The sequence below is a fragment of the Streptomyces sp. NPDC058637 genome, assembly GCF_042717325.1.
GTDB lineage: Bacteria > Actinomycetota > Actinomycetes > Streptomycetales > Streptomycetaceae > Streptomyces.
Genome location: NZ_JBHXRD010000010.1, coordinates 203,757 through 229,152 on the forward strand (window position 1 = coordinate 203,757; position 25,396 = coordinate 229,152).

The 25,396-nt window shown below is 69.1% G+C and carries 25 protein-coding genes and 1 riboswitch; of the genes, 12 read left to right on the forward strand and 13 right to left on the reverse strand.

Annotation, left to right across the window (positions count from 1 at the left end; translation table 11 throughout):
• Positions 1 to 125: 125 nt before the first annotated feature.
• The 3 genes from cydB to hisC form a co-directional block, all read right to left on the reverse strand.
• Positions 126 to 1,127 carry a cytochrome d ubiquinol oxidase subunit II gene (gene cydB, locus ACFWVP_RS13105; RefSeq protein WP_384496143.1) on the reverse strand — a complete coding sequence of 334 codons (1,002 nt, stop codon included), beginning with the start codon at positions 1,125 to 1,127 and terminating at the stop codon, positions 126 to 128.
• Between the two features lie 18 nt (positions 1,128 to 1,145).
• On the reverse strand, positions 1,146 to 2,657 hold the full coding sequence (locus ACFWVP_RS13110) for a cytochrome ubiquinol oxidase subunit I (RefSeq protein WP_384496145.1): 1,512 nt from the start codon (positions 2,655 to 2,657) through the stop codon (positions 1,146 to 1,148).
• Between the two features lie 296 nt (positions 2,658 to 2,953).
• Positions 2,954 to 4,033 (reverse strand): histidinol-phosphate transaminase, encoded by a 1,080-nt coding sequence (gene hisC, locus ACFWVP_RS13115; RefSeq protein ID WP_384496147.1) that lies wholly within the window; start codon positions 4,031 to 4,033, stop codon positions 2,954 to 2,956.
• A gap of 402 nt (positions 4,034 to 4,435) precedes the next feature.
• Between hisC and ACFWVP_RS13120 the strand changes: the two genes are divergently transcribed.
• From ACFWVP_RS13120 to ACFWVP_RS13130, 3 genes are all read left to right on the forward strand, one after another.
• Positions 4,436 to 5,548 carry a LacI family DNA-binding transcriptional regulator gene (locus ACFWVP_RS13120; RefSeq protein WP_037758261.1) on the forward strand — a complete coding sequence of 371 codons (1,113 nt, stop codon included), beginning with the start codon at positions 4,436 to 4,438 and terminating at the stop codon, positions 5,546 to 5,548.
• Positions 5,549 to 5,722: 174 nt separating this feature from the next.
• A complete protein-coding gene (locus ACFWVP_RS13125) occupies positions 5,723 to 6,778 on the forward strand; it encodes a metallophosphoesterase (protein ID WP_384496148.1) in 1,056 nt (351 codons plus the stop codon).
• Positions 6,779 to 6,960: 182 nt separating this feature from the next.
• Positions 6,961 to 7,785 (forward strand): hypothetical protein, encoded by an 825-nt coding sequence (locus tag ACFWVP_RS13130; protein ID WP_384496150.1) that lies wholly within the window; start codon positions 6,961 to 6,963, stop codon positions 7,783 to 7,785.
• A 250-nt stretch (positions 7,786 to 8,035) separates the two neighbouring features.
• On the opposite strand, the gene ACFWVP_RS13135 is transcribed toward ACFWVP_RS13130, so the two are convergent.
• Both ACFWVP_RS13135 and thiC read right to left on the reverse strand, forming a co-directional pair.
• Positions 8,036 to 8,392 carry a DUF805 domain-containing protein gene (locus ACFWVP_RS13135; protein WP_384496151.1) on the reverse strand — a complete coding sequence of 119 codons (357 nt, stop codon included), beginning with the start codon at positions 8,390 to 8,392 and terminating at the stop codon, positions 8,036 to 8,038.
• 351 nt (positions 8,393 to 8,743) lie between these two features.
• Positions 8,744 to 10,546: a phosphomethylpyrimidine synthase ThiC gene (gene thiC, locus ACFWVP_RS13140; RefSeq protein WP_384496153.1), complete on the reverse strand. Its 1,803-nt coding sequence runs from the start codon at positions 10,544 to 10,546 to the stop codon at positions 8,744 to 8,746.
• Positions 10,539 to 10,672, reverse strand: a riboswitch (TPP riboswitch). (Overlaps the previous gene by 8 nt.)
• 71 nt (positions 10,673 to 10,743) lie before the next feature.
• Here thiC and ACFWVP_RS13145 point away from each other — a divergent pair.
• Positions 10,744 to 12,099: a YibE/F family protein gene (locus ACFWVP_RS13145; RefSeq protein WP_384496155.1), complete on the forward strand. Its 1,356-nt coding sequence runs from the start codon at positions 10,744 to 10,746 to the stop codon at positions 12,097 to 12,099.
• Positions 12,100 to 12,207: 108 nt separating this feature from the next.
• Here ACFWVP_RS13145 and ACFWVP_RS13150 read toward each other — a convergent pair whose 3' ends face one another.
• The 4 genes from ACFWVP_RS13150 to ACFWVP_RS13165 form a co-directional block, all read right to left on the reverse strand.
• The gene (locus ACFWVP_RS13150; protein WP_361897895.1) at positions 12,208 to 12,645 is read right to left on the reverse strand and encodes an SsgA family sporulation/cell division regulator; all 438 of its coding nucleotides are present in this window, start codon (positions 12,643 to 12,645) and stop codon (positions 12,208 to 12,210) included.
• A 101-nt stretch (positions 12,646 to 12,746) separates the two neighbouring features.
• Positions 12,747 to 13,517 carry an IclR family transcriptional regulator gene (locus tag ACFWVP_RS13155; protein ID WP_384496156.1) on the reverse strand — a complete coding sequence of 257 codons (771 nt, stop codon included), beginning with the start codon at positions 13,515 to 13,517 and terminating at the stop codon, positions 12,747 to 12,749.
• Positions 13,518 to 13,805: 288 nt separating this feature from the next.
• A complete protein-coding gene (locus ACFWVP_RS13160; RefSeq protein ID WP_384496158.1) occupies positions 13,806 to 14,015 on the reverse strand; it encodes a DUF5326 family protein in 210 nt (69 codons plus the stop codon).
• A 126-nt stretch (positions 14,016 to 14,141) separates the two neighbouring features.
• On the reverse strand, positions 14,142 to 14,459 hold the full coding sequence (locus tag ACFWVP_RS13165) for a cupin domain-containing protein (RefSeq protein ID WP_384496159.1): 318 nt from the start codon (positions 14,457 to 14,459) through the stop codon (positions 14,142 to 14,144).
• Positions 14,460 to 14,538: 79 nt separating this feature from the next.
• On the opposite strand from ACFWVP_RS13165, the gene ACFWVP_RS13170 reads away from it, so the two are divergent.
• The 4 genes from ACFWVP_RS13170 to ACFWVP_RS13185 all read left to right on the forward strand — a co-directional run bounded on the left by ACFWVP_RS13170 (position 14,539) and on the right by ACFWVP_RS13185 (position 17,790).
• A complete protein-coding gene (locus ACFWVP_RS13170) occupies positions 14,539 to 14,916 on the forward strand; it encodes a phage holin family protein (protein ID WP_384496160.1) in 378 nt (125 codons plus the stop codon).
• Between the two features lie 68 nt (positions 14,917 to 14,984).
• Positions 14,985 to 16,109 carry a cystathionine gamma-lyase gene (locus ACFWVP_RS13175; RefSeq protein WP_384496162.1) on the forward strand — a complete coding sequence of 375 codons (1,125 nt, stop codon included), beginning with the start codon at positions 14,985 to 14,987 and terminating at the stop codon, positions 16,107 to 16,109.
• Positions 16,110 to 16,361: 252 nt separating this feature from the next.
• Entirely contained in the window at positions 16,362 to 17,258 is an 897-nt protein-coding gene (locus ACFWVP_RS13180) for a LysR family transcriptional regulator (protein WP_384496164.1), read from the forward strand.
• A gap of 52 nt (positions 17,259 to 17,310) precedes the next feature.
• Positions 17,311 to 17,790 (forward strand): NUDIX domain-containing protein, encoded by a 480-nt coding sequence (locus ACFWVP_RS13185; protein ID WP_384496165.1) that lies wholly within the window; start codon positions 17,311 to 17,313, stop codon positions 17,788 to 17,790.
• A gap of 698 nt (positions 17,791 to 18,488) precedes the next feature.
• Here the strand turns inward: ACFWVP_RS13185 and ACFWVP_RS13190 are convergent.
• Complete coding sequence (locus tag ACFWVP_RS13190; RefSeq protein ID WP_384496166.1) at positions 18,489 to 19,700, reverse strand: MFS transporter; 1,212 nt, start codon at positions 19,698 to 19,700, stop codon at positions 18,489 to 18,491.
• Positions 19,701 to 19,842: 142 nt separating this feature from the next.
• Here ACFWVP_RS13190 and ACFWVP_RS13195 point away from each other — a divergent pair, with 142 nt between their 5' ends.
• From ACFWVP_RS13195 to ACFWVP_RS13205, 3 genes are all read left to right on the forward strand, one after another.
• Complete coding sequence (locus tag ACFWVP_RS13195; RefSeq protein ID WP_384496168.1) at positions 19,843 to 20,301, forward strand: MarR family winged helix-turn-helix transcriptional regulator; 459 nt, start codon at positions 19,843 to 19,845, stop codon at positions 20,299 to 20,301.
• Positions 20,302 to 20,353: 52 nt separating this feature from the next.
• The gene (locus ACFWVP_RS13200) at positions 20,354 to 20,806 is read left to right on the forward strand and encodes a GNAT family N-acetyltransferase (RefSeq protein WP_384496170.1); all 453 of its coding nucleotides are present in this window, start codon (positions 20,354 to 20,356) and stop codon (positions 20,804 to 20,806) included.
• A gap of 74 nt (positions 20,807 to 20,880) precedes the next feature.
• Positions 20,881 to 22,044, forward strand: a complete 1,164-nt coding sequence (locus tag ACFWVP_RS13205; protein WP_384496172.1) for a winged helix DNA-binding domain-containing protein — start codon at positions 20,881 to 20,883, stop codon at positions 22,042 to 22,044.
• Positions 22,045 to 22,109: 65 nt separating this feature from the next.
• Here ACFWVP_RS13205 and ACFWVP_RS13210 read toward each other — a convergent pair whose 3' ends face one another.
• Both ACFWVP_RS13210 and ACFWVP_RS13215 read right to left on the reverse strand, forming a co-directional pair.
• Complete coding sequence (locus tag ACFWVP_RS13210) at positions 22,110 to 23,495, reverse strand: serine hydrolase domain-containing protein (protein WP_384496174.1); 1,386 nt, start codon at positions 23,493 to 23,495, stop codon at positions 22,110 to 22,112.
• Positions 23,496 to 23,630: 135 nt separating this feature from the next.
• On the reverse strand, positions 23,631 to 24,215 hold the full coding sequence (locus ACFWVP_RS13215; protein ID WP_384496176.1) for a dihydrofolate reductase family protein: 585 nt from the start codon (positions 24,213 to 24,215) through the stop codon (positions 23,631 to 23,633).
• Positions 24,216 to 24,344: 129 nt separating this feature from the next.
• Between ACFWVP_RS13215 and ACFWVP_RS13220 the strand changes: the two genes are divergently transcribed.
• Positions 24,345 to 24,929 (forward strand): TetR/AcrR family transcriptional regulator, encoded by a 585-nt coding sequence (locus ACFWVP_RS13220; protein ID WP_384496177.1) that lies wholly within the window; start codon positions 24,345 to 24,347, stop codon positions 24,927 to 24,929.
• 43 nt (positions 24,930 to 24,972) lie between these two features.
• Here ACFWVP_RS13220 and ACFWVP_RS13225 read toward each other — a convergent pair whose 3' ends face one another.
• Positions 24,973 to 25,350: a hypothetical protein gene (locus ACFWVP_RS13225; RefSeq protein WP_384496179.1), complete on the reverse strand. Its 378-nt coding sequence runs from the start codon at positions 25,348 to 25,350 to the stop codon at positions 24,973 to 24,975.
• Between the last annotated feature and the right edge of the window lie 46 nt (positions 25,351 to 25,396).

Consider the following 25,396-nt stretch of genomic DNA (forward strand, 5'->3'; position numbering starts at 1 on the left):
TGAAACAAGCGCGGCGACGACAGTCGCGCGGCTGCGGCAGTCGCGCGGCTGCGGCAGTCGCGCGGGTCGAGCAACCGTGCGAGTCGGGTGCACGCGCGGTTCGGCGCGCGCACCCGGTTCGCGTCTCAGTGCGCGTCGGCGATGTGCTGGGTGCCGATGCGCTTGCGGAACACCCAGTACGTCCAGCCCTGGTACAGCAGCACCACCGGAGTGGCGATGCCGGCGCACCAAGTCATGATCTTGAGGGTGTAGGGGGTGGACGAGGCGTTGGTGACCGTGAGGTTCCAGGCGTCGTTCAGCGAGGACGGCATGACGTTCGGGAAGAGCGTCAGGAAGAGCATCGCCACGGCCGCCGCGATGGTCAGGCCCGAGAGCGCGAAGGACCAGCCCTCGCGTCCCGCCGCGATGGCTCCGATCGCCCCCACCAGCGACACCACGGCGATGACCATCGCCAGCAGGCTCCAGCTGTCACCGTTCTCCGCCTGGGTCCAGATCAGGAAGCCCAGCGCGAGCACGGCGGTGACCGGACCGAGCTCGAGCGCCAGCTTGCGCGCCCGCCCCCGGATGTCGCCGACGGTCTTGAGCCCGGCGAACACCGCGCCGTGGAAGGTGAAGAGGGACAGCGTGACCAGCCCGCCCAGGAGGGCGTACGGGTTGAGCAGGTCCCAGAGATTGCCGACGTACTCCATGTCGGCGTCGATCTTCACGCCTCGGACGATGTTCCCGAAGGCCACGCCCCAGAGCAGGGCCGGGATCAGCGAGGTCCAGAAGATCGCGTGCTCCCAGTTGGTCTGCCAGCGCTCCTCAGGCCGCTTGGCCCGGTATTCGAAGGCCACCCCGCGCACGATCAGGCAGAGCAGGATGACCAGCAGCGGGAGGTAGAACCCGGAGAACAGCGTCGCGTACCACTCGGGGAACGCGGCGAAGGTCGCGCCGCCGGCACTGAGCAGCCACACCTCGTTCCCGTCCCAGACGGGCCCGATCGTATTGATCAGGACGCGCCGTTCCTTGCGGTCGCGGGCGAGCAGCTTGGTCAGGACCCCGATACCGAAGTCGAATCCCTCCAGGAAGAAGTAGCCGGTCCAGAGGACGGCGATGAGCACGAACCAGACGTCGTGGAGTTCCATCTCTCAGCTCCGCTGTTCTCAGTAGGAGAAGGCCATGGGCCGGTCGGCGTCGTCCTCGTCATGGCCGCCGATCCTGGTGGGCGGATTGAGGTCGGCCTCCGTGAGTTCGGGTGGCCCTGCCTTGACGTACTTCAGGAGCAGCTTGACCTCGACCACCGCGAGCACCGCGTACAGCGCGGTGAAGATGATCATCGAAGTGAGGACCTCGCCCTGCGAGACACCGGGGGAGACCGCGTCACGGGTCTGGAACACGCCGTAGACGACCCAGGGCTGGCGTCCCATCTCCGTGAAGATCCATCCCCAGGAGTTGGCGATCAGCGGGAAGAGCATCGTCCACAGGGCGGTGAGCCAGTAGAGCCTGGTCAGCTTCGGACTCAGCGCCTTGTTCCTGAAGAGCACCAGATACGGCACCTCGTCCTCACCGGTGCGCAGTGCCGGTGGTAGCAGGAACCTCCGCCGGGTCAGCCACAACCCCAGCATCCCGAGCCCGAAGGACGCCATGCCGAAGCCGATCATCCAGCGGAAGCTCCAGAAGGCGACCGGGATGTTGGGCCGGTAGTCACCCGGGCCGTACGTCTCCACCAGTTGTTCGTTGATGTCGTTGATGCCCGGGACGTACGAGTCGAAGCTGTAGTCCGAGAGGAAGGACAGTATTCCGGGGACGGAGACCTCGACGGTGTTGTGGCCCTCGGCCACGTCGCCCACCGCGAAGAGCGAGAAGGGCGCGCCTTCCTCGCCCTCCCACAGCGCCTCGGCAGCGGCCATCTTCATCGGCTGCTGCTCGAACATCACCTTGCCGAGGGTGTCGCCGCTGACGGCCGTGAGCGCGCCCGCGGCCACCACCGTGACCAGTCCCAGCCGCAACGAGGTCCGCATCACCCGGATGTGCTTCTTGCGGGCCAGGTGAAAGGCGGATATGCCGACCATGAAGGCGCCGCCGACCAGGAACGCCGCCGTGATGGTGTGGAAGAACTGGGCGAGCGCGGTGTTCTGGGTGAGCACCTGCCAGAAGTCCGTGAGCTCGGCACGGCCGCGCTCCTCGTTGATGCGGTAGCCGACCGGGTGCTGCATCCAGGAGTTGGCGGCCAGGATGAAGAAGGCGGAGAGGATGGTTCCGATGGAGACCATCCAGATACAGGCGAGATGGATCTTCTTCGGCAGCTTGTCCCAGCCGAAGATCCACAGCCCGATGAACGTGGACTCGAAGAAGAACGCGATCAGCGCCTCGAAGGCGAGCGGGGCTCCGAAGACGTCACCGACGAACCGCGAGTAGTCGGACCAGTTCATGCCGAACTGGAACTCCTGGACGATGCCGGTGACCACGCCCATGGCGATGTTGATCAGGAAGAGCTTGCCCCAGAACTTCGTGGCCCTGAGGTACTTCTCGTTGTCCGTGCGCACCCAGGCGGTCTGCAGGCCGGCTGTGAGCGCGGCGAGAGAGATCGTCAATGGGACGAACAGGAAGTGGTAGACGGTGGTGATGCCGAACTGCCATCGAGCCAGAGTCTCTGGTGCCAGCGCTAGATTCACGCCCATTTCTCCTTGCGTCGCCGTGATCACAGCCGCAGCTCGCCCCATCCATTCCTGTTGATCACGGGAGAAAACGGGGCACGCTTGTGAACGCGTTCACATTCACAAGCAATTATGGCGCACACGGATTCGAGGTGTTCGAGCGGGGGGTGGTTTCCGGCCACGCCCGACCGAGCCACCCGAAATCGGACGTCACCGCGCGGGAGCGGAAGCGGGCAGCACGACGGCCCCACACCTCGCCGTCCGAGGTCCGGGGCCGTCGTGGCACGGGCGGCCGGAGGCCGCTCGCACGCGTCCTACAACTCCTCGCGGTACGCCCCCGCCACCTTCAGGAACAGGTCGTTGGCCTCGGTCTCCCCGACCGTGACCCGCACACCCTCGCCCGCGAACGGCCGGACCACCACGCCCGCCCGCTCGCACTCCCCGGCGAAATCGAGCGTGCGGTCGCCGAGCCGCAGCCAGACGAAGTTGGCCTGGGACTCCGGGACGGTCCACCCCTGCCGCACCAGCCCCTCGTACACCCGGGTGCGCTCGCACACCAGCGCGCCGACCCGCCCTAGCAGTTCGTCCTCGGCCCGCAGCGAGGCGACCGCCGCGTCCTGCGCGACCTGGCTGACTCCGAAGGGGACGGCAGTCTTGCGCAGTGCCGCGGCCACCGGCTCGTGCGCCACCGCGAAGCCGACCCGGAGGCCCGCCAGGCCGTACGCCTTGGAGAAGGTCCGGAGCACCGCCACATTGGGCCGGTCCCGGTAGATCTCGATGCCGTCCGGCACGTCCGCGTCCCGGACGAACTCCCTGTACGCCTCGTCGAGCACCACCAGCACGTCCTCGGGCACCCGGTCCAGGAAGCGCTCCAGCTCCGCCCGGCGCACCGCGGTGCCCGTCGGGTTGTTCGGGTTGCAGACGAAGATCAGGCGTGTGCGGTCGGTGATCGCGTCGGCCATCGCGTCGAGGTCGTGCACATCACCGTCGGTCAGCGGCACCTTGACCGACGTGGCTCCGCTGACCTGGGTGATGATCGGGTACGCCTCGAAGGAGCGCCAGGCGTAGATGACCTCGTCGCCCGGGCCCGAGGTGGCCTGCAGCAGTTGTTGCGCGACGCCGACCGAGCCGGTGCCGGTGGCGAGGTGCGCGAGGGGCACCCCGAACCGGTCTGCCAGCTCGTTCATCAGGCCGGTGCACGCCATGTCCGGGTACCGGTTGAAGTGGGCGGCCGCGGCGAGTGCCGACTCCATCACCCCCGGCAGCGGGGGGTACGGGTTCTCGTTGGAGGACAGCTTGAAGGCGACCGGCCCTTCGGCCGACGCCGGCTTCCCCGGCACATAGGCAGGGACGCCGTCCAGCTCGGCGCGCAGTTTGGGGCTCGTCTCGCTCACCGCAGGTCCTCCTCGACCATCCGCACATCAATACTGCTCACCTTATGAGGATTGGGCGCCCTTGCGAATGGCCCGGTGCGGAAAACGCCCTTCCTGCGGCGAAGCGCCGGTGATGCGGGGGACCCGGCCCGGCCTCCGGAGGGGGAGCGCTGCCCGTCCTGGCGCGCGCCGGTGGCTCACTCCGTGGCGCGCATCCCCCGAAGAGGTGAGTTGAGACCTCTTCGAGACATGAACCATTTAGCAGGTCCACGCACGCCGACGCATGACACATCGACGTCCGAGCTATCAACGCCCTTGATTTGCAAGGCATTTAACCTTTAATGATCATGCAGAAACGTGCCTGTCAACGGGTGCGTATGCGCCCGTCCCCACCCCCCACCGGAGCCCTACTATCGGCTCGCCATGACAGCAGCAGGGAAGCACCAGGTGAGCCGGACAGAGACACCCCGGCGCAGCGGCCGGCCGGGACGGGCGGGCATCCGGGATGTTGCCGCAGCGGCCGGAGTCTCCATCACGACCGTCTCCGACGCGCTCAACGGCAAGGGCAGGCTCCCGGATGCCACCCGCCGCCACGTCCGCGAGGTCGCCGAGCGGCTGGGCTATCGCCCGTCCGCCGCGGCCCGAACCCTCCGTACCGGCAAGTCGGGGCTCATCGGCCTGACCGTGACCACGTACGGGGATGAACCTTTCACCTTCACCGAATTCGCGTACTTCGCGGAAATGGCGAGAGCCGCCACCTCGGCGGCGCTCGCCCGCGGCTACGCCCTCGTCATCCTGCCCGCCACCTCACGCCACGACGTCTGGTCGAACGTCGCCCTCGACGGCACGGTCGTCATCGACCCCTCCGACCAGGACCCCGTGGTCACCGAACTCGTCCGGCAGGGCCTGCCGGTGGTGTCCGACGGCCGCCCGGCCGGGACCCTGCCCGTCACCGCCTGGGTCGACAACGACCACCGGGCTGCCGTGCTCGACCTCCTCGACCACCTCGCCGCCGCGGGAGCCCGCCGTATCGGGCTGCTGACCGGCACCACCACCGACACCTACACCCGCCTCTCCACCACCGCCTACCTCCACTGGTGCGAGCGGGTCGGCCAGGATCCGGTCTACGAGTCCTACCCGGCCCACGACCCCTGCGCGGGCGCGGTCGCAGCCGACCGCCTCCTCGCCCGCCCGGACCGCCCCGACGCCGTCTACGGGCTCTTCGACCCCAACGGCACCGATCTCCTGGCAGCGGCCCGCCGCTACGGCCTGCGGGTCCCCGAGGACCTGCTGCTGGTCTGCTGCAGCGAGTCCACCGTGTACGCGTCGACCGAGCCGCCCATCACGACGCTCTCGCTCAAACCGCGCAGGATCGGCACGGCGGTCGTCCAGCTCCTCATCGACGCCATCGAAGGGGTCGAGCACGACGGTCCGGTGGAGCAGGTGATACCGACGGAACTCATCGTCCGGACCTCCTCGCAACGGCGTCCGCCCCGCACCACGGTCAGCGCGCCGCGCTCACCCGCGGGGGACTGATCGGATTAATCCGGATCAAACGGTCGGTGAACCATGTGTGCGCCCGGATTCACCACCCCTGGTGCGTCACACAGCACGATCCGCATTCCTATGATGGGCGCACGACACCGCGGACCACCTCTACCAGGCACGGCCCGTCAGGTGTACGGCTGCGCGACGGTGGTGGAGGGGTCGATGACTCAGGGGGCCGGTCAGGGACCCGTAGTGCGGACAGCGACGTTGCGCGACTTCCGCGTACCGCCGTATGCGCAGGCGCCGTTGTCGCCCCTGCCGCATCCCGGCAACGCCATCGTGGGCGACGAGCCCCCGGAGGGGTACACGCCGACCGAGCGCGATCTTCCGGTGATCAGTCGCGGGGACACCGTCCAGGTGCGGACCGTGCCGGAGACGCGACCGGTCGCCGGCGGGGAGCGCGGGCCGCTGTACGTCGTCGGAGACGTGCACGGCTATCTGGACGAGCTCCTTGCGGCGCTCGGTGAGCAGGGTCTCGTGGACGCCGAGGGCCGCTGGGCCGCCGGCAACACCAGGCTGTGGTTCCTCGGCGACTTCACCGACCGCGGTCCGGACGGCATCGGTGTCATCGACCTCGTCATGCGGCTCTCCGCGGAGGCGGCCGCGGCCGGCGGGTACTGCAAGGCCCTGATGGGCAACCACGAGCTGCTGCTCATCGGCGCGAAGAGGTTCGGCGACACCCCGGTGAACTCCGGCGCGGGAACCGCCACCTTCCAGGCCGCCTGGCTGCTCAACGGCGGCCAGAAAGCCGACATGGAGCGGCTCCAGGACGTCCACCTCCAGTGGATGGCCCGGCTGGACGCGGTCGTGGAGGAGGACGGGCATCTGCTGATGCACTCCGACACCACGGCGTACCTCGACTACGGGTCCACCATCGAGGACGTCAACGACACGGTGCACGCCATTCTCACGCGGAACGACGCCGACGAGTGCTGGGACCTCTTCCGCAAGCTCACCAAGCGGTTCGCCTTCCGTGACGAGGGCGGTGCCGAGGCCGTGCGCGAACTCATGTCGACGTACGGTGGCCGACGCGTCGTCCATGGTCACAGCCCCATTCCGTATCTTCTCGGCGAGGTCGGATCGGAGGAGGGCGAGGACAGCGCACGCCCCGCCGTGGACGGTCCGCACGTGTACGCGGACGGGCTGGCCATCGCGATGGACGGCGGAGTGACCATGGCCGGAAAGCTGTTGGTCGTCGAACTCCCCCTGCGTGACTGACGAACGCCGGGGAAGAGGCATGGCGACCTGACAACGCCGTCTGCTGGGCCTATTTCCGGCAACCCCCTGTCACCCCGTGCGGTAGGCGCTCTACCATCGGCGTATCAGTAAGCAGGCTCTCCTCCGTTTCCGCCCGATCGCCCGGCCCACGCGGTCGATCAGGCCCTACGGAGCATCGGGGGATGCAGATGAAAAGCGCTCCGCACCTGCTGGCCGAGGACCGCCCCGAATACGAGCGGATCCTCGCCGACGCGCTGCGTCACGCCCACGAGCGCCCGGATCTCGACGGAGTCGGGGACCAGCTCAACACGGAACAGCTGCGGACCATGGCACTGAACGCCACGGCCCTGATCACCTCGGCCGCCGCCACCGAGTACACGTACTACGTGAAGGTCCGCGGCGAACTGCGCAGACCGTCCGACCCGACGGACCCGGAGTCCGTCCTCCGGCCCGGCACGGACGAGAACGACCGGACGGGCGCGGGCACCCTCGCGGTGATCACCGCGCTGGCTCCCGTCCTCGCGGGGACCGCGGCCCTGATATTCCTGCTGATCGGCTACCTCCTGAAGGCCTTCAGCCCTTCCCTGGCCTTCGCCGGCACCATGATCGCCGCCGGTTGGTTCTTCGCGGCCGCCGCCGCGGCGGCCACTCTGGTCGCCGCGACAGGACTCCTCGTCACCGCGCTGCGCAACGGTGCCACGGCCCTGCCGGCACCGGACGAGGAGGACGGACTGCCCGAGGACGTGGCACGGGCCAGGGAGGCCTGGCGCCACGCCCTGCTGGAGCGCGGCATCCTGCCCTTCCTCCGGGACGCCCTGGCCGACCCGACCGCGGGGCCCGCCGCACGGACCCCGCACCGTTCACCGAACCGCATCCCGAAGATCGGCTACAGCAGCCCGGACTTCTCCGGGCCGCGGGACGGCCCCTCGGCGGGCACGCGTCCCACCTTCACCAGCCCCGACTTCACCGGTCCGGACTTCGGGGGCCCCGAGCACCAGCCGGAGTGATCCGGCCGGTCGGGTCGAGCCGGTGCCCGAGCCGGGTCCGATGCCCGATCTGGGGCCGATGCCCGATGCGGAGCCGATGCCCGATCCGGAGCCGGGTCCGGAACAGTCACGGCCGGCCTGTCCGCCTTCCGGTACCGTGCGCCGGGCCTGCGGCCCGTACCACCGCGAACGGCAGAGGCCGGGGCAGCTCGCGGCTGCGCCCGGCCTCTGCCGTCGGCGTGCTGTGCTCCGACCCCGTCGGAGCGTCCCGTCAGACTCCCTGCGGAGCCAGCTTGGGGTTGGCGCCGTACTCGTTCGCCTCACGCGCACCCTCGATGCACGTGAAGACGAGAAGGACGATGCCGCCGACGAGCGGCACGAAGGCGATCAGGAACCACCAGCCGGAGCGGCCCGTGTCGTGCAGGCGGCGCACGATGACGGCGAGCGAGGGGACCAGGGTGGCGAGGATGTAGATGCCGTACGGGATCTGGCTCTCGATGGCGACGCCGAGCCCGGCCAGGACCACGGCCACGATCGCGTTGAAGAGCACGAACATCCAGTACTCCTTGCGGCGCGCACGCCCGCTGAAGCCCGCGTAGTTCTTGAGTACGCCCAGGTACCAGTTCACTGTGATTCCCTCCCCTGGCGCCCCGTGTTCGGGACGCACATTCTTTCGGCCAAGCACAGCGGAAGGTAAGGCACAGATAAGGAACCGGTCAAGCGCAGGAAGACACCCGGCGAAACGTACATCTACCTGCCACGCTTCCGTGTCCTTACCGTCTCCGAACACCGCCTGAAACCAAGGCAGGAGAGGTCTTAACGCCTTAAATAGGCCATTGTTCATGCGATCCAGGATGTATGCGTACAACCTGATGAACAGCCCAACGGCGCTGCCCCCGGGGGCATGTTGCCCAGGACAGCGCCGTCGAACACACCCGCGCGCACCCCGCCCGCCGGACGCCCGGCAAGCGCGCCGGACTCAGTCCGCGATCGGCAGGTAGACCCTGTTTCCGGCCGCCGCGAACTCCTTGGACTTCTCCGCCATCCCGGCCTCGATGTCGGCCTGTTCGCCCCCGTGCTCCCGCCGGATGTCGTGGGAGATCTTCATCGAGCAGAACTTGGGGCCGCACATCGAGCAGAAGTGCGCGGTCTTCGCCGGCTCGGCCGGCAGCGTCTCGTCATGGAACTCCCGTGCCGTGTCCGGGTCGAGCGCCAGGTTGAACTGGTCCTCCCAACGGAACTCGAACCGTGCGTCCGACAAGGCGTCGTCCCACTCCTGCGCCCCGGGATGCCCCTTGGCCAGGTCCGCCGCGTGCGCGGCGATCTTGTAGGTGATGACACCCGTCTTCACGTCGTCCCGGTTGGGCAGCCCCAGGTGCTCCTTGGGCGTGACGTAGCAGAGCATCGCCGTGCCCCACCAGGCGATCATGGCCGCCCCGATGCCCGAGGTGATGTGGTCGTACGCGGGCGCGACATCGGTGGTCAGCGGGCCGAGCGTGTAGAACGGCGCCTCCTCGCAGATCTCCTGCTGGAGGTCGATGTTCTCCTTGATCTTGTGCATCGGGACGTGCCCGGGGCCCTCGATCATCGTCTGGACACCGAACCGCTTGGCCACGGTGTTGAGCTCGCCGAGCGTCCGCAGTTCGGCGAACTGCGCCTCGTCGTTGGCGTCGGCGATGGAACCGGGGCGCAGCCCGTCCCCGAGCGAGTACGTCACGTCGTAGGCCGCGAGAATCTCGCACAGCTCCTCGAAGTGCTCGTAGAGGAACGATTCCTTGTGATGCGCGAGGCACCACGCCGCCATGATCGAGCCGCCGCGGGAGACGATGCCGGTCTTGCGACGGGCGGTCAGCGGGACGTACGGGAGACGGACACCGGCGTGCACCGTCATGTAGTCGACGCCCTGCTCGGCCTGCTCGATGACGGTGTCCTTGTAGATCTCCCAGGTCAGCTCCTCCGCCCGGCCGTCGACCTTCTCGAGGGCCTGGTAGAGGGGGACGGTGCCGATGGGCACGGGGGAGTTGCGCAGGACCCACTCACGCGTGGTGTGGATGTTGCGGCCGGTGGACAGGTCCATGACCGTGTCGGCGCCCCACTTGGTGGCCCACGTCATCTTGTCCACCTCCTCCTCGATGGAGGAGGTGACCGCGGAGTTGCCGATGTTCGCGTTGACCTTCACAAGGAACCGCTTACCGATGATCATCGGCTCGATCTCCGGGTGGTTCACATTGGCCGGCAGGACCGCCCTGCCCGCCGCGATCTCCTCACGCACGACCTCCGGTTCGACGTTCTCCCGGATCGCCACGTACTCCATCTCCGGGGTGATCTCACCCCGACGGGCGTACGCGAGCTGGGTGACCGGCTGCCCGTCGCGGCTGCGGCGGGGCTGCCGGGGACGGCCGGGGAAGACCGCGTCGAGGTTGCGCAGGCCGCCTCGCGGCGAGGTGTGCTTGAGCCCGTCGTCCTCAGGGCGCGCGGGCCGGCCGGCGTACTCCTCGGTGTCCCCGCGCCCGATGATCCAGTTCTCCCTGAGTGGGGCGAGACCGCGCCGGACATCGGTCTCGGTGGTGGGATCGGTGTACGGCCCCGACGTGTCGTACAGCGTCACGTCCTCGCCGTTGGTGAGGTGCACCTGACGGACCGGCACCCGGAGGTCCGGGCGCGAGCCCTGGACGTATCCCTTGTGCCAGCCGATGGACTTCCCGGCCTCGCCGTCCGCCGCATTCCGGTCGTTCTGCGCATTCTGCTGCGAGGCAGGCGTGCGTGCGTCCGCTGTGGTCATGAGACCTACTCCCTACGCCGGCATTACCCGGTAACAGGTTCGTCGGTCGGCGCAGCGTGTCCCGTACGGATGTACGGAGGTCAGCGCCCTCTCAGCCCGGTGCTCCGAGCTCCCGCGTGTGCAAAGGTGCCCCCACGCTAGCGTCCCTTCTGGCGTGCTGGCCAGAGGGCCTCCCCCGTTCTTGGGATGATCGGCGGGTGACGTCCCCCCGAAGCGCCCCCGAACCCCACGGCCCCGCATCCGGCAGCACCGAGAGTCATGCGCACGGCCACTCACACAGCCACGGCCCTGCCGCACCCGTGTCCAAGCACCTTCGCAAGGTCATCGCAGCCGTGCTGATCCCGTTCGCCACCGCGGTTCTCGTCGGCCTCGTGGCGTTCTGGCCCGGCGGCGCCCCCGACCACGAGCGCACCGGCGTCGGCTTCGACCGGCAGACCCAGGACGGCAAGGTGGTGAAGGTCGTCGACGTCGACTGCGCGGCCGTGAACGCCGCGCAGGTGCCACCGACCGGAGACACCTCGACGCCCTCGGGGCGTGAGGCCGTCAACGAGCAGTCGGGGGAGTGCAAGAAGGCCACGGTCGAGGTGACGACCGGTGACGAGAAGGGCCGTACGTTCGTCGAGGTCATCCAGCCCGACGCCCCCAGGCAACTGCGGGAGGGGCAGGGCGTGGTCGTGGCGTACGCACCTGACGCGCCCCGCGACCTGCAGTACTCGGTGACGGATGTGGACCGCTCGTTCCCGATGGCCCTGCTGGCGGGCATCTTCGCCCTGGCGGTGATCGCGGTGGGCAGGATGCGCGGGCTGATGGCGCTGATCGCGCTGGCGGTGTCGTTCGCCGTGCTGACCCTGTTCATCCTGCCGGCGATCCTGCAGGGCTCGAACCCGCTGGTGGTCGCGGTGATCGGGGCCAGCGCCATCATGCTGATCGCGCTCTACACCTGCCACGGGCTGACGGCCCGGACGTCCGTCGCCGTCATCGGGACGCTCATCTCCCTGCTGCTGATCGGGTTGCTGGGTTCACTCTTCATCGGCTGGGCGAGCCTCAGCGGCAACACCGACGACAACACCGGTCTGATCCACGGCCTGTATCCGGAGATCGACATGAGCGGCCTGCTGCTGGCAGGCATCATCATCGGCTCACTCGGTGTGCTCGACGACGTGACCGTCACCCAGACGTCGGCGGTCTGGGAGCTGCACCAGGCGGACCCGGCGATGGGCGTACGCGGCCTCTACCGGGCGGGCATCAGAATCGGCCGCGACCACATCGCCTCGGTCGTCAACACGCTCGTCCTCGCCTACGCGGGCGCGGCGCTGCCCCTGCTGCTGCTCTTCTCGATCGCCCAGAGCAGTGTCGGGGCAGTGGCCAACAGCGAGCTGGTCGCGATGGAGATCGTCCGGACCCTGGTCGGATCGATCGGGCTGGTCGCCTCGGTGCCGGTGACGACGGCGCTCGCGGCCCTGGTGGTCTCCGCGGACCGCACGGGGCTCGGCGCGGAAGCCGAAGCTCCTGCACCCGTGCGGACCGGGAGGGGCCGACGCCGTAAGGCATGAGAGCGGACGCCGGACACGCCCCGGATCGCCGTTCGCAGTGGTCCACCGCCCGGATCAAGGGCTCGCCCGGCCGGGGATCCCATGTCCTCGGCCATGGATCCCCATTCGTCAGCCGGCGTTCTGCTCCTTGGCGAGGATGCGGCCGAGGGCCTCTTCGAGGTTGCCGTCGAAGTCACCCAGCGTGTGCTCCTGTCCCAATGGCACCAGCTTGTCCGTCCGGTCGAGAAATGCCACAAGGGGGGCCGTGCCTGCGCGGAAGAGCGCACGGTCCGTGCCGACCTGGAGGCGGATGTGCACGTCCGAAAGCCCTTCGGGCTCGGTCGGACCGATGTGCACATCGCCGTCACCGCTCGGGCTGTTGAGACCGTCGAGCAGCAGCTCACGGCCGAATGCCCAGGTGACGGGGGCGTCACCCGGCAGGTGGAAGGTCATCCGGATCGCGTACGGATCGCTCACCTCGTACCGGAGCTCCACCGGAATACGGAACGAGAGCTCCTCGGAGACGAGGAAGCTCATCATGACCTCTGCTTGAACCGACTCGCGCATCGTTCAACCCCGCAGTAGATGAATCTGGCCAGGAATGATCCCCCATGGCCCTATTGACGCCATCGTGGTGCACGCGATAGCAGATCACAAGGAGTGATTTTTCAGATACTGATAGAGAACACGAACGAGCGCAAGAGAGTGGTCACTTCGCAGCGTAGTTGTTCGACTGCAGCGAGCAACCGTTCCTCTTGGTCCAGGGGTAGGGAAACAGCCATCGCCGCCACAGCGGGACCCACAGTGATCGGAATGGCCGCGCAGACCGTTCCCAGCACGTATTCCTGTCGCTCGATGACAGGTTCCGTACGTTTCATCGATCGGAGCCGGTCGAGGAACATGTCGCGGTCCCGTACGGAGTAACGCGTCAGCTGCTGGACCGGGTGCCGGTCCAGATAGTCCTCGCGCGCCTTCTCGTCGAGCTGGGCCAACAGGCACTGCCCGAGGGCGTGGGCATAACCCGTCTCGCTGAAGGAGGCCCACTCGTCCACGGCGGGAGCGGCGGGTGTATCGGCCACCGCGATGATCTCGATCTCCCCCTCCCTGAAGAGGGCGCAGTACACAGGCGTACCGATGGCCTTCGCCCAGTGTGCGAGCGAGTCGACGATCACACCGGGGCGGGCGATCGGCGGCCTGCCGCCGGCCAGTCGTTCGGCTGCGGCGCCGAACAGGAAGACGCCGTTCTCCCTGCGGAGATAGCCCTCATGGGTCAGGGTGCGCAGCAGGTGGTAGGCCGTGGGAAGGGGGAGCCCGGCTTCCCGCGCGAGCTGTTTCGCGGGCGCCCCGTCCCGATGGGCACCCACAGCCTCCAGCAGCCTCAACGCCCGTTGAACCGAACCGATCAAGGTCGGGGCAGCGGAACTCGATGCCGTGGTCACAGGTCACCCCCAGGCATGGTGACGGGCGTTCAGCCCTCCCGCGGGGGCCGCCCCCGCGGGCCCGCCGCGAGCCTGAGGTCCAAGGACCGGACGGTCGCACAAACCACTGAGCAGAATGGTGACGGACGGTCACTTCCCAGCCGGCGGCAGCGGTACGCCACTGTATCGGCACGTTCCGTCACGAAGGGGGTTTCGACCTGGACTTAGCTCAGCTGGGCTAATCGCCGTATCGCCGGCCCAGCCACCCTCCCGTCGGACCGAGCGCGATCCGGCGTCCGCCCGCCGTTGCTACCAGTCGCTGCGGGAGGACGACGCCATGAACTTCCGTACGAGGAAGACCAGACCACCGACCAGTACGACGAGGACCAGCAGCTTGAACAGCAGACCGATGACGAACCCGACCACGCTGGCGATCAGACCGCCGAACACGACGATCACGATGAGGGGCACCGCGACCCACTTCACCCACCAGGGCATCCCCGCGAAAATCTCCCGCACGGCCATCGCCTTACCTCGTCTCTGTGAGTTCCTGCCTCGATGCTAGAGGCGTCGGGCGGGCCGGCGGAGGGCCGGTAGCCCTTGAAGTCCCCTGATCGATCCCCTAGGGAACGCCGGCACCGCGGCTCAGCCCTCCGGCGGGGAGAAGACCACCATCACCCGGAGGTCCTCGGTGATGTGGTGGAACTTGTGGGCGGCACCGGCGGGTACGTACACGACGCTCCCCCTGCCCACCTGCGTGGTCTCCGACCCGACCGTGATCGCGGCACGGCCGCTGACGACGAAGTAGACCTCGTCCTGGTTGTGCGGCTGCTGGGGGTCGAGCTCACCGGCGTCCAGCGCGTACAAACCGACGGACATGTTGCGTTCCCGCACGAACTGCAGATAGGCGCCGTCGTTGGCGGCGCGTTCCGCCTCCAGCTCGTCCAGTCGGAATGCCTTCATCGTCGGTCCGCTCCTCGTGCCTGTTGCTCGTGTGTGCTGCCGGTGTCCGCCACCGATCACGTCTGCCACGATCAGACACATGAAGAATTTCGTAGTCAAGACGATCGCCAACGCGGGTGCGCTGGCCGTGGCCATCTGGCTGCTCGCCGACATCACGCTGTCCGGCGGCGACACGGGCCGCAAGGTGCTCACCCTGCTCGTGGTGGCGCTGCTGTTCGGCCTGGTGAATTTCCTCGTCAAGCCCGTGGTCCAGCTCCTCACGCTCCCCCTTTTCATCCTGACGCTCGGCCTGATCACCTTGGTGGTCAACGCCCTGATGCTGATGCTGACCTCATGGCTGGCCGGCCTCTTCGACCTGAGCTTCCACGTCGAAGGCTTCTGGACCGCGGTCCTCGGCGGCCTGATCATCTCCGTCGTCTCCTGGGCGCTGAACGTCGTGCTCCCCGACGAGGACTGACCCACCCCTTACTGACACAGTGCGATCCGGACCGGTGAGAGCCGGAGAGAAAGAAGCGAGGACACGGCATGAGCACCATGGGCGACGGAACACGGGCGGTACGCGCGGGACTGCCCGAACCGGAGCAGTACGGACCCACCCTGCCGGGCCCCGTCTTCGCCGCGCACTTCCACCTGTCCGGCGAGCCCGTCGGCCCCTACACCTACGGCCGGGAGACGAACCCGACGTGGACCCACCTGGAACGGGCCATCGGCGAACTGGAGGCCCCGGGGGAGGAGGTCGAGACCACGGTCTTCGCCTCCGGGATGGCTGCCGTCTCCGCGGTGCTGTTGTCCGTGGCCCGCACCGGCGACATCGTGGTGCTGCCCGACGACGGTTACCAGGCACTCCCCCTGGTGCGGGAACAGCTGGAGGCGTACGGCGTCGAGGTGCGGACCGCCCCCACCGGGGGCGACGCCCAGCTGGAGGCACTCGACGGAGCGAAGCTCCTGTGGATCGAAACGCCATCCAACCCGGGGCTCGACGTCTGTGACGTGCGCCGGCTCGTGGAGGCGGCGCACGCGGCGGGCGCCCTGGTCGCCGTCGACAACACGCTGGCCACACCTCTCGGTCAGCGTCCGCTGGAGCTGGGCGCGGACTTCTCGGTGGCCAGTGACACCAAGGGCATGACCGGCCACGGAGACATCCTGCTCGGCCACGTGACCTGCCGGGATCCGCGACTGACCGCCGGTGTACGGCGCTGGCGGAAGGTCGTCGGCGCGATTCCCGGGCCCATGGAGGCGTGGCTCGCACACCGTTCGCTGTCCACCCTGCAACTGCGCGTCGACCGGCAGTGCTCGACCGCGCTGGTGCTCGCCGAGGCCCTGTCCAAGCGCACGGAGGTGGCGGGGCTGCGGTACCCGGGGCTGCCCGGCGACGCCTCGTACCCGACCGCGGTGCGGCAGATGCGGCGCTTCGGCGCCGTGGTCTCCTTCGTGCTGGCGGACAAGGCGACCGCCGAGCGCTTCCTGGCCGGACTACGGCTGGTCGACGACGCGACGAGCTTCGGCGGCGTACGGTCCACCGCCGAGCGCCGCGCCCGCTGGGGCGGGGACGCCGTGCCGGAGGGCTTCATCCGCTTCTCGGTCGGCGCCGAGGACCCGGCCGACCTGCTGGCGGACGTGGAACGCGCCCTGGACGCGGCCGTCCGCTGAGGCGGGCGCCCCGCGGTCCGGCAGGACCGGTCCGGGACGGGCGTCCCCGTCGACCGGGCCGGTCCTGCTCGGGACGGGTGGTCCGAGTCTCCCCCCTCATGACTCGGCCCACCCCGGTTCCTTGCGGGGAGAACCGCTTGGACAAGGCTAGTTGACTCAGCGTCAGTGTCCAATCACAGTAGCGACAGCCACCTATCGACATATTTATAGTTGTGCGGTTCCGAAGCGTCGCGCGAACGGGAGGGGCGAACCATGGACCTGGCGCTGTTACGCACCTTCGTCACGGTGCACCGGGCCGGATCATTCACCCGGGCCGCCGCTCTCCTCGGGCTGTCCCAGCCCGCCGTCACCTCGCAGATACGCACGCTGGAACGACAGCTGGGCCGACCGCTCTTCCTGCGCAGGGCCCGGGGCGTGACCCCGACCATGGTGGGCGACGAGCTCGCGCACCGGGCCGCGCCCCACCTGGACGCTCTGGTCGAGATCGCCGAGGTCGGGCTCGGCGAGGACTCGGGCGTCCGGACCCTGCATCTGGCCGGTCCCCCGGAGTTCACCGCCGTACGCGCGCTGCCCGCGCTCACCCCGCTGATCGCCCAGGGGCTGGCACTGCGCAGCGTGTTCCTCGCGAATGCGGAGGACGCGCTGGAAGGGCTGGCCGCCGGGCACCACGATCTGGCCATCACCACGGCACGTCCACGGGGCGGACTGCTCACATCGACCCCCCTCTGCGACGAGGAACACGTGCTGGTCGCCGCGCCCCGCTGGGCCGGACGCCTGAGCCCAGGAACGCTGCGCCACAAGGGCTCGGTGGTGCTGGAGCAACTGCCCGTCGTCGAGGTGCACGAAAGCCTCCCCCTGGTCTCCCGCTATTGGACCGCCGTGTTCGACAGCAGTCCCGCCGCGTCCGCCACCGTGATCGCACCCGATCTCCGTGCGGTCCTGGAGTGCGCGGCGGCAGGAGCGGGTCTCGCCGTGCTGCCGCGCTATCTCTGCGAGCACGCACTGGAACGGGGCGAAGTCGTGGCACTGCTCGATCCTCCGGTACCACCGCTGCGGACGTATTTCCTGGTCGTGAGGACCGGCACCATGGCCCTCCCGCACATTGCGCGGGCGCACGAATGGCTGGTGCGTGCTGCCGTCGACTGGTGACCGGTCGGCCTGTAGGAGTTTCGGACCGGCTTTCCCGGGCCACTCTCTTGCCATGACCGAACGTCCTGTGGTCAAGCGCACCGCACGCGCCGTCCTGCTCGACGGCGATGACCTCATCCTGATCAAGCGCACCAAACCCGGGGTCGATCCGTACTGGATCACACCGGGCGGCGGGGTGGAGCCGGAGGACGCCACCGTCGTCGACGCCCTGCACCGTGAGGTCGACGAGGAGCTCGGCGCCAAGATCATCGATGTCGTGCCCTGTTTCGTCGACACCGTGGAACACATCGCGGGCGGCGGGGTGAAGGGCGTGAAGGTGCAGCACTTCTTCGTCTGCCGGCTCGAATCGATGGACCCGTCACGGCGGCACGGCCCGGAGATCGACGAACCCTGCGGGGAGTACGAGATCGTGCGCGTGCCGTTCAGCCGGATCGGCATCGCGGCCGTGCACCTGGTGCCGCTGTCCTTGCGGCACTATCTGGACGGCAACATCGAGGGAGTACGGGCGATGCACGCGCCTGACCTGGGCTGAGAGGCCATCCCGCACAGCCGGGCACCGCCGCTCCGTGTGCCTGCTCCGCCCAGGCCGGTACACACGGGCACTCCAGCCGCCGGATGACCGCCCGTCCCGCGCTTGGCGCCGTGTTTCACGTGAAACCACTGGAGGGCTCCGTGCGCCGCAGCATCCTCGTCGCCCGTGTCGCCGTGTCGGTCAGCCGGCTGGGCCTCTCTGTGGGCTCCTGGCTTTCGGGCTCAGGCGTTACCCACCGGCGACCCCGCTCCGGCTCAGGCCGCCACCCGTGCCATGAAGGTCATCGGCGACTGGCTCGTGGTGCCGGTGGCCCCGCTCTCTTGATGCCGGCACCCGGCACGCCCTGGGGGCCTGCCAGGCATCGATGACGCAGCGGCACGGGGCGCCGCGGACATCGATCCGGCGACCGCCCCTCGGTGGCCAACACCACCTATCTCTTCGTCACCGCGATCTCGGTGCTGACGCCCTGGGGCCGCCCCGCAGGGGCAGACACCCCGCGGGTCCCGGTCGGCACGGGTGGGCCGGCCCGCGCTGTGGGCGGGAGGTCGTCGCGTACGACGGCCTGATGGGGCGCGGTACGACATGTGGCGCGGCACGACGCCTTCATACGACGAGGTAGAACACGGTGTGCTGGCTCGCGACGGGGTACGTCCCACATCGCACGGCCGGCCGTGCGATGTGGGACGGGGGTACCAGGGTCAGAGGCGGCCGACGGCGGCGGCCGCAGGTTCGGCGACCGGCTCGGCGGTCAGCCGGTCGCGGCTGACCGTCCGGCGCTCCAGCGCACCGGAGAGCAGGGCGAGGAGCAGTGCCGATGCCGCGAGCACGGCACCGACCCAGTTGGGCGCCGTGTAGCCGAAGCCCGCTGCGATGACCATGCCGCCGAGCCAGGCCGCCAGCGCGTTCCCGAGGTTGAAGGCTCCGATGTTGACGGCCGAGGCCAGCGTGGGCGCGCCCGCCGCCTGGTCGAGGACGCGCTTCTGGAGCGGCGGTACGGTCGCGAAGCCCAGGCCTCCGATGAGGACGATGGTGACGGCGGCGGCGATCTTGTCGTGCGCCGTCAGGGTGAACAGGGCCAGGACGACGGCGAGAGCGCCGAGGGACACGTACAGCATCGGCATCAGATGGCGGTCGGCGAACTTTCCGCCGAGCAGGTTGCCGCCGACCATGCCGAGGCCGAAGAGGACCAGCAGCCAGGTGACGGAGGACGCCGCGTAGCCGGCGGTGTCCGTCATCATCGGAGTGATGTAGGTGATCGCCGCGAAGACACCGCCGAAGCCCAGAACGGTCATCGCCATGGCGAGCAGCACCTGCACGTTGCGGAACGCGGCCAGCTCGTGCCGGATCCGCACCCCTTCCGCCCTGGGCTGCTCGGGGACGAGCTTCGCCACACCGAGAAGGCCGAGGACGCCGAGACCGGCGACGATGAAGAACGTGACCCGCCAGCCGACGCTCTGACCGATGAAGGTCCCGAGCGGGACCCCGACGACGTTGGCGACGGTGAGACCGGTGAACATCATGGCGATGGCACCCGCCTTCTTCTCCGGAGCGACCAGATCGGCGGCGACCACCGATCCGATGCCGAAGAAGGCTCCGTGCGCGAGCGAGGCGACGACGCGTCCGAGGAGCATTACTTCGAAGACCGGGGCGACCGCGGAGATCACGTTCCCCACGACGAACAGCCCCATCAGGAGCATCAGCATGTGCTTGCGGGTGACGCGCGTGCCCAGCACGGTCATCAGCGGAGCGCCGAGGACCACCCCGAGGGCGTAACCGGTGACCAGAAAGCCTGCGGTCGGGATCGAGACCTGGAAGTCCGACGCGACATCGGGGAGCAGCCCCATGATCACGAACTCGGTCGTTCCGATACCGAATGCCCCGATGGCGAGGGCGAGGAGCGCGAGCGGCATGGGTGTCACCTTCCAGAAGATTGCGTCTGCGCCTTACGAGCGTCCACAATAATTGCGGACGCCGACTAAATGCAAGCGCGGGCTATTGCGCATGTGCCCTATCCTGGACGCAAGCAGCTCCCGTACGGAGGAGAGAAGACAGATGACAGCCACAGATCCCGCACTGACCGCCCTCTCCCAGAGCTGGTGCGCCCTCTCCCTGCTCCACGGGAAGATCGAGGCCGACATCGAGCGGGCCCTGCAGTCCCGCCACGGCCTCAGCGTGCGTGAGTACTCGCTGCTCGACGTCCTGAGCCGCCAGCACAGCGGTACGGGCGGCCACCTCCAGATGAAGCAGGTGGCGGACGCCGTGGTCCTCAGCCAGAGCGCCACCACCCGCCTGGTGACCCGGCTCGAGGACCGCGGACTGCTCACCCGGTACCTGTGCGACACGGACAGGCGGGGCATCTACACCGATGTCACGGAAGCCGGTCTCGCGCTGCTGGACGAGGCCAGGCCCACCAACGACACGGCCCTGCGCGCCGCCCTCGACGAAGCGGCCAAGAACCCGGAACTGGCCCCGCTCGTCCGCACGGTCGAAGCGCTCAACGTCCCCGCCTGAGGAAGCGCTCGGGGTACCCGCGGGGGCCGGCCGATTGCGTAGTCTGCCGATCATGAGCGATCTCGAGATACGCCCCGCCGCCCTCAACGACATTCCGGCCGTCGTGGCCATGCTCGCCGATGACCCGCTCGGCTCCCGGCGCGAGTCACCGGAGGATCTCTCCCCGTACGAGGCCGCGTTCCGGCGCCTGGCCGACGACCGGAACCAGCACCTCGTCGTCGCCGTGCGCGAGGAGCGCGTCGTGGGAACCCTGCAGCTCACGGTCGTTCCCGGGCTGTCCCGGCGCGGTGCGACACGCTCGATCATCGAAGCTGTCCGCGTCCACGCCGATGAGCGCGGCGGCGGTCTCGGCACCCAGCTGATCCAGTGGGCCGTCGACGAATCCCGCCGCCAGGACTGCCAGTTGGTGCAGTTGACGTCCGATGCCACCCGTACGGACGCCCACCGCTTCTACGAGCGGCTCGGCTTCACCCCGAGCCATGTGGGATTCAAGCTCACGCTCTGAGACCTGGAAGGCCCCCAGGCCCTCCATGCAGCCCTGGGGTGCTCCGGGGCACTCGACAGCGAGGAGAGGAACCCATGCACCGCATCGACGACGAGCAGCGCCGGACAAGGCTCGGCAGACGACACCTTCTTGCCCCGTCCGAGCGGGCCGCCTCCGTCGTGACGGTGGCCGACGCGGTGGTCGCCCTGCACGCCACCGACGCGGCCACGCTCTACCTCTCCGTATGCGCCCGGCTGTCCGAGCCGGGTGTCGCGACGGTGGATCGTTCCCTCTACGAGGACGTCTCACTGGTGCGTCTGCTCTCCATGCGGAACACCCTGTTCACCGTGTCCACGGAAGTCGCCCCCTTCGTGGACGCCTCGAACGCCCGGGCCGTGGCGGCCAGGGAGCGCCGCACCTTCCTCAAACACCTGAGGGAGGACGGCAACGTGCTGGACGAACCCTGGCTCACCGAGACCGAGCGCGCGACACTCTCCGCCCTCGCCGAACGGGGCCGCGCCACGGGGGGCGAGCTCTCCGCTGCCGTTCCTGCCCTGCGTACGAAGATCACCGTCTTCCCGGGTACGAAGCAGGAGACGGTCCAGGGCGTCGCATCCCGGGTCATCCGGCTGCTGGCCGCCGACGGGCGCATCCGGCGGGACAGGCCGCGCGGTTCCTGGATCTCCAGCCAGTTCCGGTGGACGGCCGCCACCCCGTGGCCCGTGACCGAGCCGGCCGGCGCACGGACGGAGATGGCCCTGCGCTGGCTCCGGTCGTACGGTCCGGCGACCGAGGCCGACCTCAAGTGGTGGACGGGCTGGGGCGTCCGGGAGACACGTCAGGCGCTGACCGCCGCCGGTGCCGAGGAGGTACTGCTCGACAGCGGCGCCACCGGCTGGGTCGCCCCGGGGGATCTGGCTCCCGAACCTCCCCTGGAGCCCTGGGCGGCGCTGCTGCCCGGTCTCGACCCGAGCGCGATGGGATGGACGGACCGCGGCTTCCACCTGCCGGTCGGTCATCGTGCGGCGCTCTTCGACCGCGCCGGCAACATCGGTCCGACCGTGTGGTGGAACGGTGCGGTCGTGGGCGGCTGGGCACAACGAGCGGATGGCGAGCTGGTGTGGCGGCTGCTGTCCGACGTGGGCCGGGACGCCACCCGCCACATCGAGGCGGAGGCCTCCCGGCTGTCGGCCTGGGTGGGCGAAGCCCGGATCACTCCACGCTTCCGCACCCCGCTGGAGCGCGAGCTGACCACCTGAACGGTCCGCCGTCAGGGCGTCGTTTCACGTGAAACAACGACGTGACGCCCGTGTCTGCATGCGACTCAGGTGGCGAGTCCCCGCCACCCGCCCTCGTCCACGCCACCGGGAACCGCGGTGCCCGGGTCGTACGGCTCCCGCGTGAAGGCGAACGACCCCAGGTCGAGGTGATCCACGGTGCCGTCGGCCGCGCGGACGACACGGAGCGTCTCCCCCGCGTAGTAGCCGTTGAGCCCGGTCCAGGTACCGTCCGGACGCGCGCGGAAGCGGGCGCCGCGACCTGCCCCGCCCAACGGCTGAAGCTCCAGTCCCCGGTCCGCGACCAGCTTCAGCGTGTGGACATGGGTTCCCCAGTACCAGGGCCCGGTGAGCTCAAGGAGTTCCTGGTCGAACTCGGGCAACGGGCGCCAGGGCTCCGGGATCCTCGGCTCCGCGTCGGCGACGATCCGCACCAGGTCCCCGGCGACAGCACCGGTGAGCGGACCGGAGGTGGCGTTGGAGAGCACCACGGCGGCCACGTCGTCCTCGACGCTGAACCACAGCGCGGCCAGGAAGCCGGGGAGCGACCCCGAGTGGCCGAGCAGGGTCCGGCCATCCCGCCGCACCGCCTGGAGGCCCAGGCCGTAGTTCCCGGCCCAGTCACCCGCCTCGGGCGGCGCCGCAGGCGTGCGCATCTCCTCGACCGACGAGGCACGGAGCACGCGGTCGTCCCCACGCGCGAGGAAGGAGGCGAAACGCAGGAGGTCGGAGGTGGTCGACCAGAGCTGTCCTGCCGGCGCCATCAGACCGAGGTCCTCGGCCGGTTCGGGCAGCATGACATCGGCCCATGGGTGGACGGCCCAGCCGCCGGCATGCGGCGCCCGCGCCGAGGGAGTCGTACGGTCCATCCCCAGCGGTTCGAGGATCTCGTGGCGCAGCACCTCCGCCCAGGCGTCGTCGCGAAGCCTCTCGACGAGGGAGCCGAGGAGCGTGTAGCCAGGGTTGGAGTAGTGATGCCTGTGGCCCGCCGGATGCGTCGACGGCTGCTCACCGAGAACATCGGCCAGCTCCGGCCGCGTGCTGCCCGGCGTCCTCTCCCACCACGGTGCGGGAGTCTCCGCCCCCAGTCCGGCACTGTGTCCCAGCAGCTGAAGGATGGTCACATGCCCGACGCCCGTACCCGGCAGGTGCTTCTCCAGCGGGTCGTCCAGGTCGAGGAGTCCTTCGTCACGGAGGCGGAGCACCAGTACGGCGGTGAACGTCTTGGTGATCGAGCCGATTCTGAACTGCGTGTCGCCGTCGGGAGCGTGTCCGTCCACGCAGCTGCGGGAGCCGCTCCAGGCGATCTGTCCCTCGCGCTGGACCGCGGCGACGAGGGAGGGCGTCCGGCCTTCGGACTGGGCGATGGCAATGCGGTGGAGCAGGGCACGCCGGGTGCCGGGAAGCAGCACTTCGGATGAGGATGAGGTCATGGTCAAGGACTACCCGCGCGGCAGCCGCCCCGCGAACTCTTTTCACGGCGGAGCGGTCCGGGACGTCACCGCCACCCGGCCGATGGTCCCGGGGCCTGCGCAGACGCACCCCGGCACCCGGGCGGACCGCTGCGATCAGCGCTTTCGGCTGTAGGTCCTGACCAGTACCCCGTTGTCGAACGTACGGATGTTCTCCAGGGCGAAGTCGGTGACCGCGAAGTCCGCGCCGAACATCGGCATTCCGGACCCGTACACCTGCGGATAGGTCTTGATGACGAGTTCGTCGACCTCGTCGATCAGCTCACCGGCCAGCCGAGAGCCCCCGCAGAGCCAGATGCCCAGGTCGCTGTCCTCCGCCTTGAGCTCCTTGATCCGGCCGACCAGGTCGTCGGCGATGAGCTCCACGTTCGGATCAGGGGACATACGCAGGGTCCCGGAGGCGACGAACTCCCTCAGGTGGCCGTACGGGCTGGTGAGACCGACGTCCAGAGCCAGCTGGTAGCTGCCCCGCCCCTGGACCACGGTGTCGAAGCGCCGGTTCCTCACATCGCCGAACCCCAGGAGTTCACGGCCCTGCGCGGAGATGGTCTCCGGGTACTCCGACGTGAGGAATCCGAGCATCTCCTCGTCGACGAAGGCCATCATCGACGAGGCGTCGCCGCCCGGATCACCGATGAAGCCGTCGATCGAGCAGGCGACGAAGTAGGTGAGCTTGCGCATATGGTCCCCGTTCGGCAAGTTGGTCGCTTCGGTCAGGGTCGTTCCGCCCCAACCACTTCACATAGAGTGCTTCATGCGTAGTGGTTACGCAAGCCTCTTTTCCTGAGGCGCACAGGACAGGAGAGCACGGTGGCCAGGAACCCGGAGCGCAGAACGGCACTCGTCGACGCAGCGATCGATGTGCTGGCCCACGAGGGGGCCCGCGGGCTCACCTTCCGCGCGGTGGACACCCGCGCGGGCGTCCCCCTCGGCACCTCGTCCAACTACTTCACGAACCGCGACGACCTGTTCATGCAGGCGGGCGCCCGCATCAGTCACCGCATGACACCGGACGCCGCCAGGGTCGAGCAGGCGATGCTCCCGGCACCGTCCCGCGAGCTGGTCACCTCGCTCATGCGATGGCTGGTCCGGCGCATGGCCGACGACCGTGTCGGCTATCTGGCCATGCTGGAACTCCGCCTCGAAGCCACCCGCCGGCCGGCCCTGCGTACTCGGCTGACCGAGACCGTGCGGGCGGACTTCGACCAGAACGGCGCCCTCTACCGCGAGGCGCGACTGCCGGGCGACGCCGATACCTTCCTCGCGCTGCACCTGGCCATGACCGGCCTGCTCCTGGAGCACCTGACCCTGCCCGACATGCTGTCCGACACCGCACTCGACCGCCTGGTGGACATCGTCGTGACGTCGATCGTGCCCCCGCAGCCCTCGTCCTGACCGGCCCGGCTATCGCATCCGGCCGAAACCAGCACCGGCGTGCCTACGCTCCCGGTTCGCGCGCCGAGTGCTGCGGGAGTTCCACACCGCTCCCCGCGAACGGCTCTGTGAGCACGCCGAACTGCCCCGCAGTCAGATTCCCCCGCTTCAGAATCGCCCGGGCCGCAATGCCGATCGCGGCCGGGTCGTCGGAGTGCAGGCCGGTCAGGTGCGCGTCGAGCTCGGCGGCGCGAGGAAGGAGGGCGGTGCGGATCCCGTGGTCGAGTTCGGAGTTCTCCGCGGCGGACGGCACCGCCGCCCGGCTCGCCTCCTTGCCGCCCTCGGCGCGGAGGTCGACCACCTGATCGGGCGCGAGGGTGAGTGCTTCTGGCGACAGGGCGGTGGCCCCGGCGACGAACCGTTCGGTCACGGCATCCAGCATGGGGGGCCTCACCTGGTCCGCGATCTCGCGAGAAGAGGGCCGGCCA